15 protein-coding genes are annotated in these 16,968 nt (G+C 52.4%); all 15 read left to right on the top strand.

Annotated elements, in window-relative coordinates; translation table 11 throughout:
* Positions 1-76 precede the first annotated feature (76 nt).
* The 15 genes from mutS (at position 77) to rplC (ending at position 16,963) form a co-directional block, all read left to right on the top strand.
* Positions 77-2,611 carry a DNA mismatch repair protein MutS gene (gene mutS / locus C7E00_RS00235; protein WP_105302366.1) on the top strand — a complete coding sequence of 845 codons (2,535 nt, stop codon included), beginning with the start codon at positions 77-79 and terminating at the stop codon, positions 2,609-2,611.
* Between the two features lie 78 nt (positions 2,612-2,689).
* The gene (gene uvrA, locus C7E00_RS00230; RefSeq protein WP_105302365.1) at positions 2,690-5,551 is read left to right on the top strand and encodes an excinuclease ABC subunit UvrA; all 2,862 of its coding nucleotides are present in this window, start codon (positions 2,690-2,692) and stop codon (positions 5,549-5,551) included.
* A 28-nt stretch (positions 5,552-5,579) separates the two neighbouring features.
* On the top strand, positions 5,580-6,557 hold the full coding sequence (hprK, locus tag C7E00_RS00225; protein ID WP_105302364.1) for an HPr(Ser) kinase/phosphatase: 978 nt from the start codon (positions 5,580-5,582) through the stop codon (positions 6,555-6,557).
* Between the two features lie 74 nt (positions 6,558-6,631).
* A complete protein-coding gene (locus tag C7E00_RS16080; protein ID WP_105302363.1) occupies positions 6,632-7,882 on the top strand; it encodes an SH3 domain-containing protein in 1,251 nt (416 codons plus the stop codon).
* Positions 7,883-7,919: 37 nt separating this feature from the next.
* Entirely contained in the window at positions 7,920-8,840 is a 921-nt protein-coding gene (locus tag C7E00_RS00215; RefSeq protein ID WP_167836401.1) for a carbohydrate kinase family protein, read from the top strand.
* 129 nt (positions 8,841-8,969) lie between these two features.
* Positions 8,970-9,389, top strand: a complete 420-nt coding sequence (rpsL, locus tag C7E00_RS00210) for a 30S ribosomal protein S12 (protein WP_105302361.1) — start codon at positions 8,970-8,972, stop codon at positions 9,387-9,389.
* Positions 9,390-9,407: 18 nt separating this feature from the next.
* Positions 9,408-9,878, top strand: coding sequence for a 30S ribosomal protein S7 (gene rpsG, locus C7E00_RS00205; RefSeq protein WP_105302360.1), 471 nt, complete (start codon positions 9,408-9,410; stop codon positions 9,876-9,878).
* A gap of 33 nt (positions 9,879-9,911) precedes the next feature.
* Positions 9,912-11,990, top strand: coding sequence for an elongation factor G (gene fusA / locus C7E00_RS00200; RefSeq protein WP_105302359.1), 2,079 nt, complete (start codon positions 9,912-9,914; stop codon positions 11,988-11,990).
* 73 nt (positions 11,991-12,063) lie between these two features.
* Positions 12,064-13,257: an elongation factor Tu gene (tuf, locus tag C7E00_RS00195; RefSeq protein WP_105302358.1), complete on the top strand. Its 1,194-nt coding sequence runs from the start codon at positions 12,064-12,066 to the stop codon at positions 13,255-13,257.
* 207 nt (positions 13,258-13,464) lie between these two features.
* A complete protein-coding gene (locus C7E00_RS00190) occupies positions 13,465-14,124 on the top strand; it encodes an HAD family hydrolase (RefSeq protein ID WP_105302357.1) in 660 nt (219 codons plus the stop codon).
* Positions 14,121-14,597, top strand: coding sequence for a ribonuclease domain-containing protein (locus C7E00_RS00185; protein ID WP_105302356.1), 477 nt, complete (start codon positions 14,121-14,123; stop codon positions 14,595-14,597). Before C7E00_RS00190 ends, C7E00_RS00185 begins: the two co-directional genes overlap by 4 nt.
* Positions 14,594-14,869: a barstar family protein gene (locus C7E00_RS16705; protein ID WP_105302355.1), complete on the top strand. Its 276-nt coding sequence runs from the start codon at positions 14,594-14,596 to the stop codon at positions 14,867-14,869. Before C7E00_RS00185 ends, C7E00_RS16705 begins: the two co-directional genes overlap by 4 nt.
* On the top strand, positions 14,862-15,569 hold the full coding sequence (locus C7E00_RS16700) for a hypothetical protein (protein ID WP_135358116.1): 708 nt from the start codon (positions 14,862-14,864) through the stop codon (positions 15,567-15,569). Before C7E00_RS16705 ends, C7E00_RS16700 begins: the two co-directional genes overlap by 8 nt.
* A gap of 257 nt (positions 15,570-15,826) precedes the next feature.
* A complete protein-coding gene (gene rpsJ / locus C7E00_RS00165; RefSeq protein WP_105302352.1) occupies positions 15,827-16,138 on the top strand; it encodes a 30S ribosomal protein S10 in 312 nt (103 codons plus the stop codon).
* Positions 16,139-16,162: 24 nt separating this feature from the next.
* A complete protein-coding gene (gene rplC / locus C7E00_RS00160; protein WP_105302351.1) occupies positions 16,163-16,963 on the top strand; it encodes a 50S ribosomal protein L3 in 801 nt (266 codons plus the stop codon).
* Positions 16,964-16,968: the final 5 nt, after the last annotated feature.

Raw genomic sequence — 16,968 nt, 5'->3', positions numbered from 1 at the left:
TGCGCGCGCACGGATCTTTTTTTCTTCTCTCATTGCTCTGATATAATGAAACACGCAAAAAGCTGGAAAAGACAACATGGCAGAAAAGACAGAAACTTATACCCCGATGATGCAGCAGTATCTCAAAGTGAAGGAGAATTACCCGGATGCTCTGGTATTCTACCGGATCGGCGATTTCTATGAGATGTTCTTCGATGATGCCAAGACCGCCAGCAGAGAGCTGGACCTGGTCCTGACGGGCAAGAATGCCGGCGTGAAAGACCGGGTTCCGATGTGCGGAGTTCCGCATCATGCGGTCGGATCCTATATCCAGAGACTCGTGCAGCGCGGATACAAGATCGCGATCGTCGAGCAGATGCAGGACCCGAAAGAAGCAGTCGGCCTCGTGGAACGCGATGTCATCCGCGTCATCACGCCGGGAACTGTCATCGATGAGATCGGCGATGAGAAGGAGTCTGTCTATCTGGCGTCTGTAGAAGACTATGGCTACGGCTATTCCGTCGTCATGGCCGAAGTCAGCACCGGCGAGAACTTCGTCGAGAATGTCGCTCATACTTCTTCTGCCCTTGCCCAGAACCTCCTGAAAAATAATGCCCGGGAAATTGTTGTCAGAAAAGACTTTGATAATCGGGTAATCCGGATGCTGAGGGAAATGCAGATCGTGATTTCCTACTGCGATGAGACAGAGATCCGGGAAGAATATCTTCCGCTCTGCGAGAACCTGACCAGAGATCCGGACCGGATCGCCTACGGGCGGATGCTGAATTATCTTGAAGCGACCCAGAAACACATGCTGGCTCATCTGCAGACCGTATCCATTGAAGATGAGAACAGCATCCTTTATATGGATTTCAGCACCCAGCAGAACCTGGAGCTGATCGAATCCCTGCATCGTCAGAGCAAGGGCCAGACGCTCTGGACCTTTCTGGATGTATGCCGTTCTTCCATGGGTTCCCGTCTATTGAAGAAGTGGATTGAGAAGCCATTAGTCAATCAGGCTGAGATTGAAAAGCGCTATGACCGTCTGGAATACCTGAAGAAGCACTTCATGAACCGTCAGAACCTCCGCGATCATCTCGGTCAGATCTATGACCTTCAGCGCCTCATCACGAGAATTGCGATGAACAGCGCCAATGCCATCGACTGCCTGCGCCTCAGCAAGACGCTGAATCAGGTGCCGGAGATTCTTGCGGCAGCAGATTCCACGGAGTTCGACTTCTGCCGTTCCGTCGATCCGCTGAGCGATCTGGCAAAGAAACTGGATGGGGCCTTTGTTGAAAACCCGCCGGTGCTGACCAGCGAAGGCGGCATGTTCCGGGACGGCTACAGCAAGGAGCTTGATGAAGCCAGAACCATTCAGCGAAACGGCCGCGAATTCATCAGCCGCATGGAAGCAGAAGAACGGGAACGCACTGGCATCAAGACCCTGAAGATCGGATACAACAAAGTATTCGGCTACTATATCGAGATCTCCAAGGCAGCCGCAGCCCAGGTCAAGGAAGAATGGGGCTATGTCCGCAAGCAGACACTGGTCGGCAATGAACGCTTCATCTCCCCGCAGCTCAAGGAAAAAGAAGACATGATTCTGCATGCTGAAGAAAATGCCATCCGCATCGAGAAACAGCTGTTTGCCGAACTGACCGCAGAAATCCGCAAGTCGCTTGCCAAGCTGCAGAAGCTCTCCATCGTCCTTGCGGAAATCGACTGCTATTCAGCACTGGCAGAGATCTCTTCCCGCTATGGCTATGTCAGACCGGAATTCACCGATGACGAACTGAAGATCGAAAGCGGCAGACATCCGATTCTCGACGAGATGATGAAAGATCCCAAATACGTCGCCAACAGCGTGGAGATGAACAAGGATGAATCCATCCTGCTGATCACCGGACCGAACATGGGCGGTAAATCCACCTACATGCGTCAGACCGCACTGATCATCATCATGGCGCAAATGGGCTGCTATGTTCCGGCAAAGTCCTGCCGGATGCCAGTATTCGACCGCATCTTCACCCGGATCGGCGCCAGCGATGATATTCTCTCCGGTCAGTCTACCTTTATGGTGGAGATGACGGAAGCCAACCGCGCCCTTCAGGAAGCGACCTCGCATTCCCTGATTCTCTTCGATGAGATCGGGCGCGGAACTTCCACTTATGACGGCATGGCCCTGGCCCAGGCAATGATCGAATACATTGCGGCATGCATCCATGCCAAGACCTTATTCTCCACCCACTACCATGAGCTCACGACGCTGACTGACTCCATCGGCTGCGTGCGCAACGTGCACGTCGTCGTCAAAGAGGAAAACGACAAAGTCACGTTCCTCTATAAGATCCGCGATGGGGCAGCAGATCGTTCCTACGGCATCAACGTTGCAAGACTCGCCGGTCTTCCGGATGCCGTCCTGGAACGTGCCCGCGGGCTGCAGAAAGAACTCGAATCCAAGAAGCGCGTCGTGCAGCAGAGCTATCAGCTCGTGGAAATGAAGAAAGAAGATCCGACCGCCGAAGACATCCTGAAGAAACTCAGAGACGTGAATCCGGACGACCTATCGCCAAGAGAAGCCTGGACGATGCTTGAAGATCTGGCATCAGAAGCGAAAAAGAAAGAATAATCAGATCCTGCATGCGTCATGCAGGATTTTTATGGAATGTGTCATTATAATCAATCAGATACTGATGGGAGGCATCAGATGGAACAGGATAAAATCATCATCCGCGGAGCCCGCGAGAACAATCTGAAGAATATCAGTCTCGATATTCCGCGCAACAAGCTGGTAGTCATGACCGGACTTTCCGGCAGCGGCAAGACAAGTCTTGCCTTTGATACGATCTATGCAGAAGGACAGCGCCGCTATGTCGAGTCTCTTTCTGCTTATGCAAGACAGTTTCTCGGAGGCGTGGACAAACCGGATGTCGAACTGATTGAAGGTCTTTCTCCGGCCATTTCCATCGACCAGAAGACGACCTCGAACAACCCTCGATCCACCGTCGGAACCGTCACGGAAATCTATGACTATCTGCGTCTTCTGTATGCGCGCTGCGGCGTGCCGTACTGCCCGACGCATCATATTCCGATCACCGGCCAGACCGTTCAGGAAATGGTCAATCAGCTCTTTGAATACCCGGAAGGAACGAAGCTCACCGTCATGGCTCCGATCATCCGCAACAAGAAAGGAACCTTCAAGGATACCTTTGCCCGCCTGCAGAAAGAAGGATATATCCGCATCCGGGTGGATGGCGAAGTGAAGCTGCTTGAAGATGATATCGAACTGGAAAAGAACAAGCGCCACAATATCGATGTCGTCATCGACCGCATCATCCTGAAAGCAGAATCCAGAAGCCGTCTGAGCGATTCTCTGGAAACTGCTGTGAAGCTTGCCGATGGCATGGCCGTCGTGCTGGCAGATGACAAAGAAAATCTCTTCTCCGAGAACTATGCATGCAAGATCTGCGGCTTCTCCGTTCCGAAGCTGGAACCGCGTTTGTTCTCATTCAATGCGCCGCTCGGGGCCTGCGACCAGTGCCATGGCCTCGGCATCACCGAAGAAGTTGATGTGAATCTCCTGATTCCGGATCCTTCCAAGTCGATCCGGGAAGGCGGCATCCGCTATTACAAGAACATCGTCGATACGGAAAATATCGAATGGCAGACATTCGCAACCCTGTGCAAGGCATATAAGATTGATCTGAACAAACCGCTGAGCAAGCTCACGAAGAAGCAGATGGACATCATCCTGTACGGAAGCGATCGTCCGATTTCCTATACCATCGTCAGCTCCGGCGGAAACAAGTATTCCCGGAATGACTACATCGAAGGCGTCAAGAACATGATCGAGCGCCGCTATGCCGAGACGACCAGCTCCATGTCCAAAGACTGGTATCACTCCTTCATGGTGGAAAGCCCCTGCCCGAAGTGCGGCGGCAGACGCCTGAATGAACAGGCCCTCTCGGTTGAGATCGGCGGGAAGAACATCATGGACTTCACCGCCATGTCTGTCGTCGGCGCCCTCGACTGGATCGATCATCTCGAACTTGGCGAGACGCAGAAGAAGATTGCTGAGATGGTCCTCAAGGAAATCAGAAGCCGTCTGCAGTTCCTCAAGGATGTCGGTCTGGAATACCTGACTCTGGACCGTCTGGCCGGAACGCTGTCCGGCGGCGAAGCTCAGCGCATCCGTCTGGCTACCCAGATCGGCTCCCGCCTGAGCGGAGTCCTCTACGTGCTGGATGAACCCTCCATCGGCCTTCATCAGAGAGACAATGCCAAGCTGATCCGCACCCTCAAGAACATGCGAGACCTCGGCAATTCTCTGATCGTTGTCGAGCATGATGAAGAGACGATGATGAGTTCAGACTGGATCGTGGACATCGGCCCAGGTGCAGGCATCCATGGCGGCAATGTCATGTTCAATGGCACGCCCCAGGACATTCTGAACTGCGAGCAGTCCATCACCGGACAGTACCTCTCCGGAAAGAAACGCATCGATGTTCCGAAGGAACGGCGCAAGGGCAATGGCAAGTTTGTCGAGATCGACGGCGCTGCCGAACACAACCTGAAACATATCAACGTGAAGTTCCCGCTCGGCAAGCTTGTCCTGGTTACCGGTGTTTCCGGCTCCGGGAAATCAACGCTGGTCAATGAAGTCTTCATGAAAGCCGTCCAGCAGAACCTCGGTTATTCTAAAATCCGTCCGGGAAAATACGACAGGATCAGAGGTCTCTCCAATATTGACAAGCTCGTGCAGATCGACCAGAACCCGATCGGCAGAACGCCTCGCTCCAATCCGGCAACCTATACCGGCGTCTTTGATGATATCCGCGATGTCTTTGCCCAGACTCCGGAAGCCAAGCTGCGCGGCTATGACAAAGGCCGCTTCTCCTTCAATGTCAAAGGCGGCCGCTGCGAAGCCTGCCAGGGCGATGGCGTCAAAGTCATCTCAATGAACTTCATGCCGGATGTCTATGTCCCGTGCGAAGTATGTCATGGCAGGCGGTACAACGAAGAAACCCTGCAGTGCACCTTTAAAGGAAAGAACATCTCCGACGTGCTCGATATGACCGTAGAAGAAGCACTCGCTCTGTTTGCCAACCATCCGAAGATCCGCAGCAAGCTGCAGACACTCTGCGATGTCGGCCTGGGCTATCTCAAGCTCGGCCAGTCTTCCACCACCCTGTCCGGCGGCGAAGCACAGCGCGTCAAGCTCGCTTCTGAACTGCAGAAGAAGCCGACCGGCAAGACCGTCTATATTCTCGATGAACCGACCACCGGTCTTCATACCGATGACGTCAAGCGTCTGATTTCCGTGCTTGAACGCATTGTGGATACGGGCAACACCGTCATTGTCATCGAGCATAACCTCGATGTCATCAAGTGTGCGGACTGGATCATCGATCTCGGTCCGGAGGGCGGCGATCAGGGCGGTACCATCGTTACTCAGGGAACCCCGGAACAGGTCGCCCAATGCAAAGAATCCTGGACTGGCCAGTATCTGAAGAAAGCCCTGGAATGGACAAAGGCACAGGAGGCATCTCACCCGGAGACCGGCGCGTGATATAATTCGTTTCAGGAGAACTCATTTTATGACAGATCAGGATCAGCCGCAGTACCCTAAGAAGGTAATGATTCAGGATATCGTGAATTTCTTTCAGCTGGAACAGCTCACCGGAAATCAGGATTCCCTGAACCGCTGGGTTGTCGTTCCGGACGTCAACCGCCCGGGCTTTGAGCTTTCCGGCTACTTTCAGCCGACCGAGCCGCGCCGGGTTGTCATCATCGGCAATAAGGAAATTGAATATATCGAGCATCTCAACGAAGAAGATCAGCGGGCAAGATATCAGAACATCACCGATGCGCTGACCCCGATGATCGTCATCACCCGGAACAATCCGCTTCCGCCGGTATTAGGGGAAGTGGCGAATTCCCGCAATTTCCCGATCTTCCGCACCTCGCAGGCAACTTCGCAGATGATGGTTGATCTGATCACCTACCTCGACGAGCAGCTTGCCCCGGAAGCGACGATTTCCGGAGATCTTCTCATCGTGCATGGGAAGGGGGTTCTCATCACCGGAGAAAGCGGGATGGGCAAATCAGAAACCGCCCTGGAGCTGATCCGGGATGGAAATATGCTGGTCGCAGATGACCGCGTCGACGTGCAGAAGATTCATAACAAGCTCTTCGGACACGCTCCGGAACTGCTTCAGGGCATGCTGGAAATCCGCGGTATCGGCATCATTGATGTAGAACGCATGTTCGGCGTCAACAGCCTCAATGAACGCAGTGCCATCGATCTGGTCATCAACCTGGTCAAATTCGATTCCAGCGAGGAATATGTCCGCATCGGCGATGAACAGACCCACATGACCAGAATCATGGACGTCAGTATTCCTGCCATGTCTCTGCCGGTATCTCCGGGCCGCTCCATGCGGGCCATGGTGGAATCGGCAGTATCCAACTTCATCCTCAAGGATGAAGGCTACAACAGCACGACCGTATTCAAGCAGAGGCTCCATGATCTGCTGGCAAGAAACAACGAAGAAGAGAAGAAGCACCACGGCTGAACATCCGGTCGGTAATGCAAACATTCTCTTCCCGTTGTAGAATAATCCTGTGATTTTTATGAGAAAGGAACCTCATGGAACAGTCAACGTTGAACCTGGTCATGCGGGCAAAGCAGGGTGACGAAAAGGCAATTGCTGCCTTGGTGAAACTCTATCATCCCAGCGTGAAGCAGACCATCAGATCCTATATCGGAAATGAAGCAGATTATAAACCTGTTGAGACCCAGGCATTTGCCAATGCCTTCACTCATTTCAATACGCTCCAGAACCCGAAAGACTTCGAGTCCTGGCTGGATGGCTATGTCCGCAAGGAATCTGTCAACCACCTGCTGAATCCGATCGCCAATGCCGTGAAGGAAGCAGATAACGCACCCTCCAAGCCATCTGCTCCGGAAAACTATCAGATGCCTCATTTCAATTCTGAAGAAACTGGCGTGCAGCCTTCGGCTGGCGACCCGGAATTCCGCAAGGAAATTGATGCGTCTGATCTCTACAGCCTGTTCTCCGATGCTCCGGCAGCGAAGAAACAGGAACCTGCCGAAAGTGCAGCAATGCAGAGAAGTACTCCGGTTCAGCCTCTGAATCAGGAAACGGAAGAGGATGACGAAGAAGAGGAAGATACCGTTCCCCGCCGCCGTCCGAAGAAACAGGAAGAAGAACCGAAGAAGAAGCGTTCTCTGAAATCCCTCTTCATGGAAGAAGATGAAGACGACGATGATGAGGAGGATGACGAAGACGAGGAAGAAGAAGCCCCGCGCCGCAAGCCTGCCGAAGTGAAGAAGCCCCGCACGCTGAAATCCACTTATGAAGAAGATGACGAGGACGATGAAGAAGAGGATGAAAGCGGAGAGTCCGGAGGCATTCCGGGCGGCGTCCTGATTGCGCTGATTGTCATCCTGGCAGTCATTGCGCTTGGTCTCGGCACATATTTCATTGCTCCGGGCATTTATAACAGCACGTTCGGAAAACTGCCGTTCCTGCCATCCGCAGAAACGACTGCTGCTACTCCGGCAGCCACCGCAACTCCGACCCCGACTGCAGCCCCGACGGCTACGCCGGAACCTTCAGCTTCGGCATCTGCTGAACCTACTGCAAGTGCCGAAACCAGCACCAGCAGCGTGGTCGGCACCGTCACGGTCAATGTGAGCGGCCTTAACATCCGCTCTTCTGCAAGCACTGCAGGAGAAAAAGTGGGAACTGCTGAGAGCGGCAAATCCTATGATGTCCTGAGCACCAGCAATGACGGCACCTATACCTGGTACCAGATCGGTGAGAACCAGTACATTGCCGATAACGGCAGCTGGTGCACTTACAAAGCAAACTAAAGGAGACAGGGAACCGCAAGGTTCCCTTCATTCATCTATGAAGATCACCGGCATTGGTTCTGCCTGCCTTGACCGCATCCATCAGTTGGAAGCCTGGCCGAAGGAAGACGGCAGCACCCATATTCTTTCCACCATCACGCAAGGGGGCGGAGCAGCCGCAACTGCCATCGTCACGGCCAGACGTCTCGGCCAGAAAGCGGCCATGATCGCCGCCATCGGCACCGATGAAGCCGGAGCAGAAATCCGTCGGGGTCTGGAACAGGAAGGCGTCGATACTTCCTGCCTGCAGATCTATGAAGGAACCAGTCCTCACTCTGAGATCATGGTCAGTCCGGATGGCAGCCGCACGAAATTCGTGCAGAACAATACCCTGCCGTCGATTGACTGGAATGAAACCTGCCAGAACATGATCCGTACCTCCGATGCGATCCATCTGGATGGCACCCGCTATGACAATGCCTTCGCCGCTGCCAAGATTGCCCAGGAAGCAGGCGTGCTGATTTCTCTGGATGGATGCCATATGCAGGAAGACCATCAGAAAGACATCCGCCTTGCCTGCATGGCTGATGTTCTGATCATGAATGCCAGATATCCGATGATGACCACCGGCCTGTCCATGGAAGAAGCACTCTTGTTCTACGCCCGGCATTGCAAGGTCGTGATCACGACCCATGGTGCAGATGGCTGCTATGCAGTCATGGACGGAAGGGTGGTTCACTTTCCTGCATTTCAGGTACAGGCAGCTGATACCACCGGCTGCGGAGATGTCTTTCACGGAGCATTTCTGACGGCGTATCTGGAACATCAGCCCCTGGAAGACTGCATTGCCTTCGCCGAAGCAGCCGCAGCCCTCAAAAGCCTGAAGCCAGGCGGCAGAACCGGCATTCCAAACCGCAGAGCCGTACAGGAATTCATTAAGAACCACTCGGACCCGTGGATTTTGCAGAAAAATGATTGACATGCCTGATCAGATTGATATATGATCTTCGTGCTTAGCGGAAAAAAGGCTTTGCCATGCGCAAAGCCTAAATTAAGGCTGAGATAGGAAACACACGGAGACGTGTGCATATGAGGAAAGGAGTAGGGAATGCCTACAATTAACCAGCTGGTACGCAAGGGACGTACCGATAAAGTCTACAAGTCAAAATCACCGGCATTGAACAGGGGATTCAACTCTCTGCAGAGTGCCCCGACCAAACTGAACAGCCCGCAGAAGAGAGGAGTCTGCACTCGTGTCGGCACCATGACACCGAAGAAGCCGAACTCTGCACTTCGTAAATATGCCCGTGTCCGTCTTTCCAACGGCATGGAAGTCACTGCTTACATTCCGGGTGTCGGACATAACCTCCAGGAACACTCTGTCGTTATGATCCGCGGCGGCCGTGTCAAGGACCTCCCGGGTGTTCGTTACCACATCATCAGAGGTACGCTCGACTGCGCAGGCGTTGACGGACGCAACCAGGGCCGTTCCCTGTATGGAGCTAAGAAGCCGAAGGCTTCCAAGTAATAGAGAGGAGAAAAGAAGATGCCAAGAAAAGGTTATGTAGCAAAGCGTGATGTACTTCCGGATCCGATCTATAACTCCAAGCTCGTCACAAAACTGATCAACAAGATCATGATCGACGGCAAGCGCGGAACTGCTCAGAACATTCTCTACAATGCATTCAACATCATTGAAGAGAAGACCAAGCAGAATCCGATGGAAGTATTCGAAAAGGCACTCGGCAACGTCATGCCGATGCTTGAACTCAAGGTCCGCCGAGTCGGCGGTGCCAACTACCAGGTCCCGGTAGAAGTATCTGCAGAGCGCAAACTCACGCTGGGTCTGCGCTGGATCGTCAACTATGCAAGACTCCGTCATGAGCCGACCATGGAAGAACGTCTGGCAGCAGAGATCATGGATGCTGCAAACGGAACCGGTGCTTCCGTGAAGAAGAAGGAAGATACCCACAAGATGGCAGAAGCGAACAAAGCATTCGCTCACTATCGCTGGTAATCTGGACAGAACCAATAAGGAAAGGAATGATTTATGCCGAGAGAGTTCCCGATTGAAAAAATCCGCAACATCGGAATCATGGCTCACATCGATGCAGGCAAGACCACAACGACTGAGCGTATTCTGTATTACACAGGAAAAATTCACAAGATCGGTGAGACACACGACGGCGCTTCCCAGATGGACTGGATGGCTCAGGAGCAGGAACGTGGTATTACCATCACTTCCGCTGCTACCACCTGCCACTGGAGAGATTGCCAGATCAATATCATCGATACCCCAGGGCATGTCGACTTCACTGCTGAAGTAGAACGTTCCCTCCGCGTACTGGATGGTGCTGTCACCGTCCTGGACTCCAAAGCCGGCGTTGAGCCGCAGACGGAAACCGTCTGGAGACAGGCAACAGAATACAAGGTTCCGCGTATCGTCTTCTCCAACAAGATGGACGCTACAGGCGCTGACTTCGATATGTCCGTCGCATCCATCGGCAACCGTCTTGGTGCGAAAGCCGCTGCAATTCAGATGCCGGTAGGCAGTGAAGCTTCCTTCCGCGGCATCATCGATCTCGTCACTATGAAGCAGGAAATGTACGAGAACGATCTCGGAACGGATATCCATACCGAGGAAATCCAGCCGGAATTCCTCGATAAGGCAAAGGAAATGCATCAGGCGATGCTCGAAGCAATCGCAGACTATGACGATGATGTCATGATGAAGGTCCTCGAAGGCGAAGAGCCTACCATCGAAGAAGTGAAGCGGGCAATCCGCAAGGGTGTCCTGACTTCTGAATTCTTCCCGGTTCTCTGCGGTTCCGCATACAAGAACAAGGGCGTTCAGCTGCTGCTCGATGCAGTCGTTGACTACCTGCCGGCTCCGACCGATGTTCCGTCCATCATGGGACATACGGAAGATGGCAAGGAAGAAGCACGTCATCCGCGTGATGATCAGCCGTTCTCTTCCCTGGCATTCAAGATCGCTGCCGATCCGTTCGTCGGCCGTCTGACTTACTTCCGTGTCTATTCCGGTCACGCAGCTGCAGGCTCCTATGTTCTCAACTCCACGAAGAACAAGAAAGAGCGCTTCGGCCGTCTGGTCCGCATGCATGCAAATCACCGGGCTGATATCACAGATGTCTACACGGGCGACATTGCCGGTGCGGTCGGTCTGAAGTACACCACAACCGGTGATACGCTCTGCGATGAGAATGCACCGATCGTTCTGGAATCCATGGTCTTCCCGGATCCGGTCATCCAGATGTCCGTCGAACCGAAGACCAAGGCAGACGCACAGAAGATGGACTCCGCACTGCAGAAGCTTGCAGAAGAAGATCCGACCTTCAAGACCTACACTGATGAAGAAACCGGCCAGACGATCATCGCTGGTGTCGGCGAACTTCAGCTCGATATCATCCTCGACCGTATGAAGCGTGAGTTCAAGGTTGAGGCAACCGCAGGTGCTCCGCAGGTTGCTTACCGTGAGACCATCAAGAAGCAGGCAGAAGTCGAAGGCCGCTTCATCCGTCAGTCCGGCGGTCATGGTCAGTATGGTGACGTATGGATCCGTTTCATCCCGAATCCGGGCAAAGGCTTCGAGTTTGAGGATGTGACAGTCGGCGGCTCCGTTCCGAAGGAATTCATCAAGCCTACCCAGCAGGGTCTTGAAGATGCGCTGAACAACGGTCTTGTCGCAGGCTATCCGGTTGTTGACATCAAGGCACAGCTCTTCGATGGAAGCTATCACGAAGTTGACTCTTCCGAACAGGCTTATAAGATCGCTGCATCCCTCGCTCTGAAGGAAGCTGCAAAGCATTGCGATCCAACGATCCTCGAGCCGATCATGGCAGTCGATATCACGGCTCCGTCCGAATACCTCGGTGCGGTCATGGGCGACATCACCAAGCGCCGCGGCCAGATCCGTGAACAGGAAGAAACCGGCAACGCCATCAAGGTCAAGGCATTCGTTCCGCTGGCAGAAATGTTCGGCTACATCACTGACCTGCGTTCCTTCACTCAGGGCCGCGGCGTCTACATGATGCATATGGATCATTACGAAGAAGTACCGAAGAGCATCGCCAAGACCATCATTGAATCGCGTTCTACCGAATCAAAGTAAGCATTGAAAACCAAGGCTGTTTATCATAAAATGATAGCGGTCTAAATCTAAAAAACTGGAGGAAAATTACACTATGGCAAAGCAGCATTTCGACCGTACGCTGGAACATGTAAATATCGGCACGATCGGTCACGTCGATCATGGCAAAACTACATTAACAGCAGCAATCACCAAGTATCTTTCCACGCATCCGGAAGCTGGCAAGGCTACTTACGAAGCTTATGACCAGATCGATGGTGCACCGGAAGAGAAGGCTCGTGGTATCACGATCAACACCGCTCACGTTGAGTATCAGACGCTGAAGCGCCACTATGCACACGTTGACTGCCCAGGGCACGCTGACTATGTCAAGAACATGATCACCGGCGCTGCGCAGATGGATGGTGCTATCCTTGTTGTCGCTGCTACCGATGGACCGATGCCTCAGACTCGTGAGCACATCCTGCTCTCCCGTCAGGTCGGTGTTCCGAAGATGGTAGTATTCCTGAACAAGTGCGATATGGTTGACGATCCGGAACTGATCGATCTCGTTGAGATGGAAGTCCGTGATCTGCTCACCGAATATGGCTTCGATGGCGAGAATACCCCGGTAATCCGCGGTTCCGCTCTCAAGGCTCTCGAAGGCGACCCGAAGTGGGAACCGGCAATCAAGGAACTGCTTGATGCAGTTGACACCTGGATCCCGGCTCCGGTTCATGAGTTCGACAAGCCGTTCCTGATGGCAATCGAAGATGTCTTCACCATCACCGGCCGTGGAACTGTCGCTACCGGACGTGTTGAGCGTGGTAAGCTGAACATGAACGATGAAGTTGAAATCGTTGGTATCAAGCCGACCAAGAAGACTGTCGTCACCGGAATTGAAATGTTCCGCAAGACTCTCGACTATGCTCAGGCTGGTGATAACATCGGTGCTCTGCTCCGTGGTATCAACCGTGATGAAGTCGAGCGTGGACAGGTTCTCTGCAAGCCGGGTTCCGTTACTCCGCACCAGGAGTTCAAGGCTCAGGTTTATGTTCTGACCAAGGAAGAAGGCGGCCGTCATACTCCGTTCGTCTCCAACTATCGTCCGCAGTTCTACTTCCGTACAACTGACGTCACTGGCGTCATCACTCTGCCGGAAGGAACTGAGCTCTGCATGCCGGGCGACAACGTCGTCATGGATGTCAAGCTGCTGGCTCCGATCGCTATGGAAGTCGGAACAAAGTTCTCCATCCGTGAAGGCGGACGTACTGTCGGTTCCGGTTCCATCACCGAAATCGTTAAGTAATCACTCTTAACAGACTGAATCAAGACTATCGGCATCATCTGCTGGTAGTCTTTTTTTCTCTGTTTGACAGTTATCCGGATAATATGTTTCCGAAAATATGATGAATAAAGGCTTTTCGTGCATTTTCTGCTTACGTTTCGATCTTGCGTGTTAAAACCTCATTGATTCATGCTTATGCTACAATGACATCATTCAGGAGTATTGAACATGATCAGAGGAATTCTGTTTGATTTTGACTGCACCCTTTCCAACCGGCTGGAATCTGCATACTACATGTACCGCTGGTGTCTCCATGAAATCTTTCCGGACATGGATGTCAATTCCATCGACTTCGAGGCAAGAGTCCAGCGATGCATGCTCTGGGATGAATATGGCACGATCAACAAACGCCACGTATTCAATAAGATCAAAGAGAAATGGGCACCGGATCTGGACGTGGAAAGCTGGATCCCGCGCTGGTATGAGAACTTCCACAACTACCAGGAACTGCTGCCCGATGCAGAACCTGTTCTGCAGGAACTGCTGCAGAAATACAGACTCGGTATTGTCTCCAATGGTGACGGCCGCCTGCAGAGCCGCAAGATCGATGTGCTGGATCTTCGGAAGTATTTCGAGGTTATCCTGATCTCGCATGACTTCGGAGCTGATAAGCCGGAAAGATCCATCTATGACGAAGCCGCCCATGAACTGCATCTTCCCAATGAGGAAATAGCTTTTGTGGGAGATACCTTCGATACTGATATCCTTGGTGCTTATAAAGCCGGGATGCTGCCGGTGTGGTATAACAATGAACACCGCGTCGTCACGATGTGGAACGTTCTGCAGGCTCATGACTTCAATGACCTGAGGAAGATCTTTCTGAAATGAAACGCTTCTTCGCATGCCTGCTGGCGTGTTTCCTGTATGCATGTGCACCATCCGGATCTTTGAGCAGTACTGCTTCCGCATCAGTTCCCGCAGCTGTTCCATCTTTTTCTGCATCAGTCCTTCCAGAGGATACGACCTGCGATGATCAGGCATGCGTGACAGAATATCTGATCACCTATGACCATCTTCCGGATAACTACATGACCAAGAAAGAAGCACGCAGCTATGGCTGGGAAGGCGGCCCGCTCTGGAAAGTCGTCCCCGGCAGGTGTATCGGCGGAGACGTGTTCGGAAATTTTGAAGAACAGCTCCCGGAAGTTTCCGGAAGAACCTACTATGAATGCGATCTGAATACGATCGGTGCAGACAGCCGCGGTTCTGAACGGCTGATCTATTCTTCCGGAGATCTGAATATTTATTACACCCAGGATCACTATGATTCGTTTGAACTGGTATATGGAGATGACGAATGAAACGGACGATTGAACTGGATCCGGAAAAGATCCGAGATAAGACGAGCATGTCTGAATACATGACTCAGACCTTCTTTCCGGATCAGAGAATCACGAATCTCGATGCGCTGAGAGATTCTCTCTCGGAACTGGAAGATGATACAGCAATTGTCCTGACTCCTGCCGCAGTGCACGCAATCTGCCAGAATCCCTATGCCTATAAGGTACTGATGGTATTAGGAAAAAGCGCAGAAGAAAATCCGCATCTGCGGATTCAGTTTCGAAATGAATGAGAAGAAGTTCAGTGCTTCTTCTTTTTCTTTGTCTTCTTCGCAGCTTCTGCCGCCAGCTTTGCCTGCTCTGCCCGGACCGCCGCCGGGAAAGGGTGATGGAAGAAATCATGCCGACGATCGCAAAGATCAGCAGAATCACAGCAAACACCGTCATGACCGTGATTTTGGCATCTATGCAGTACCAGGCCAGAATCAGTGCAGTCAGCACTTCCAGATAGCTGGAGGTCATCAGCATCTTCTCTTCATCGACATGAAGAAATACGAGGATCAGCGACAGGCCGAGCACGATGCCCGTAACTCCGCTGTTGTTCACTGCAATCGTGACGGCTGCCGCAAGAATGCCGAAGAGAAGCGAGAACCTATGATTCTGCTCGATCTTCTTCTCAAACAGCACGGAAAGCAAGAGAAATCCATAATAAGAGACTCCCGCCAGATAGCCGTAAGAAAGAAACACCATGGCACAGAATCCTTCACTCAGGATCCGGAAAATCAGTGCCATCCGTGCATTGTTCAGAAATGGTGCCGCAAAATAAAGAAGAATGGCAGGAATGCCGATCATGGTTCCAAGACTGATATCGCTCATGGAGAATCCTCACTTAGGAACAGTATTATACCGTTTATGAGGCTTCCGCACCTTACACAGCAAGAAGTAAACGCTTACATATCCCTGAGCCATTCTCAAATAGCCGGAAATTCATGAAAATTTAAATCATCAGAGAGAATTTGAAAGCATCTTTCATGAAAAACAGGCCGGTTTCCGACCTGCCTCAGAACCAACGAAAATATTGAAAAATATGCTTGCAATGGCCTTTTTCGGATGCTACTATAGGAAGGCACTCGCGTAGACATGGGAGATTGCCGGCACGCTGAGAGACGTTGTCACTCTACCGTGATAACCGGGGAACTCACATCGAGCGATCTGTCGTGAGACAGAGTGAAATAAAGGAGGAAAATTTCATGGCAAAAAATTCTGTAAGAATTCGCTTGAAGGCTTACGAGAACAGAAGTCTGGACGCTGCCGCAAAGAAGATTGTGGAAACAGCGAACAGCCACGGCGCGAAGAAGATCACTGGACCTGTCCCGCTGCCGACTGACAGAGAAGTGGTAACGGTTCTGAGAGCAGTACACAAGTACAAGGACTCCCGTGAGCAGTTCGAGCTTCGCACGCATAAGAGACTCATCGAGATCATCGGCCCGAGCGCTGAAACCATTGATGCGCTGAGCAGACTGGATCTTCCGAGCGGAGTCGACATTGAAATCAAGCTTTAAAAAGAAAGGACCGGCAATTAAAGAATGAAGGGTATCTTAGGAAGAAAACTGGGGATGACTCAGGTATTCACCATTGACGGTGCGCTGATTCCGGTCACTGTCATCGAAGTGAAGCCGAATGTCGTTCTTCAGAAGAAGACGAAGGAGACGGACGGCTACGAAGCAATCCAGCTCGGCTACGAAGACGTCAAGGAACAGAGAGCTACCAAGGCAGCGATCGGCCATGCAAAGAAGGCTAACACCGCTCCGAAGAAGTTCATCCGTGAGTTTGACGAAACAGAGCTCGGCGATCTCGAGCTTGGTGCAGAGGTAAAGGCAGACATCTTCGCTGCAGGCGATGTTGTCGATATCACCGGCACCTCCAAGGGCAAGGGATTCAACGGTGTCATCGTCCGCAACAACGGAACGATCGGACCGAAGTCGCATGGATCCGGACATCATCGTCATGTCGGTTCCCTGGCTACCAACGGCCGTAACAACGGTGTCGTCAACAAGAACGCTCCGATGCCTGGCCACGAAGGCGGCTACACCACAACCAATCAGAACCTGACGGTTGTCAAGGTTGACGCAGAAGAGGGATACATCCTCGTCAAGGGCAACGTTCCAGGACCGCGCAAGGGACTGGTTGAGATCCGCACGACAGTCAAGCCTGTCAAGAAGGTCAGCACCGAAGAACTCATCAGCTACAAGGGCGGCTCTGTCCAGGATGAGCTGAACAAGGTCTCTGAAGCAATCAACGAGGAGCTCGCTAAGGAAGCAGCAGAGAAGGAAGCTATTGAAGCTGCCAAGAAGAAGGCTGCAAGCGAAGCCCGCAAGGGAAAGTAGAGGTT

Source organism: Anaerolactibacter massiliensis, assembly GCF_900290205.1.
In the GTDB taxonomy this organism is placed as follows: domain Bacteria; phylum Bacillota_I; class Bacilli_A; order Erysipelotrichales; family Erysipelotrichaceae; genus Bulleidia; species Bulleidia intestinalis.
The sequence above is the reverse complement of the archived record's forward strand: the minus strand, read 5'-3'. Positions and strand labels throughout refer to the sequence as shown.

Excerpts from the sequence above, each read along its gene's own strand:
- uvrA (WP_105302365.1), top strand. The coding sequence starts at position 2,690 with ATGGAACAGGATAAAATCATCATCCGCGGAGCCCGCGAGAACAATCTG.
- rpsG (WP_105302360.1), top strand. The coding sequence starts at position 9,408 with ATGCCAAGAAAAGGTTATGTAGCAAAGCGTGATGTACTTCCGGATCCG.
- tuf (WP_105302358.1), top strand. The coding sequence starts at position 12,064 with ATGGCAAAGCAGCATTTCGACCGTACGCTGGAACATGTAAATATCGGC.
- rplC (WP_105302351.1), top strand. The coding sequence starts at position 16,163 with ATGAAGGGTATCTTAGGAAGAAAACTGGGGATGACTCAGGTATTCACC.
- fusA (WP_105302359.1), top strand. The coding sequence starts at position 9,912 with ATGCCGAGAGAGTTCCCGATTGAAAAAATCCGCAACATCGGAATCATG.
- mutS (WP_105302366.1), top strand. The coding sequence starts at position 77 with ATGGCAGAAAAGACAGAAACTTATACCCCGATGATGCAGCAGTATCTC.
- C7E00_RS00215 (WP_167836401.1), top strand. The coding sequence starts at position 7,920 with ATGAAGATCACCGGCATTGGTTCTGCCTGCCTTGACCGCATCCATCAG.
- rpsL (WP_105302361.1), top strand. The coding sequence starts at position 8,970 with ATGCCTACAATTAACCAGCTGGTACGCAAGGGACGTACCGATAAAGTC.
- C7E00_RS16705 (WP_105302355.1), top strand. The coding sequence starts at position 14,594 with ATGAAACGGACGATTGAACTGGATCCGGAAAAGATCCGAGATAAGACG.
- C7E00_RS00190 (WP_105302357.1), top strand. The coding sequence starts at position 13,465 with ATGATCAGAGGAATTCTGTTTGATTTTGACTGCACCCTTTCCAACCGG.
- C7E00_RS16700 (WP_135358116.1), top strand. The coding sequence starts at position 14,862 with ATGAATGAGAAGAAGTTCAGTGCTTCTTCTTTTTCTTTGTCTTCTTCG.
- C7E00_RS00185 (WP_105302356.1), top strand. The coding sequence starts at position 14,121 with ATGAAACGCTTCTTCGCATGCCTGCTGGCGTGTTTCCTGTATGCATGT.
- C7E00_RS16080 (WP_105302363.1), top strand. The coding sequence starts at position 6,632 with ATGGAACAGTCAACGTTGAACCTGGTCATGCGGGCAAAGCAGGGTGAC.
- hprK (WP_105302364.1), top strand. The coding sequence starts at position 5,580 with ATGACAGATCAGGATCAGCCGCAGTACCCTAAGAAGGTAATGATTCAG.
- rpsJ (WP_105302352.1), top strand. The coding sequence starts at position 15,827 with ATGGCAAAAAATTCTGTAAGAATTCGCTTGAAGGCTTACGAGAACAGA.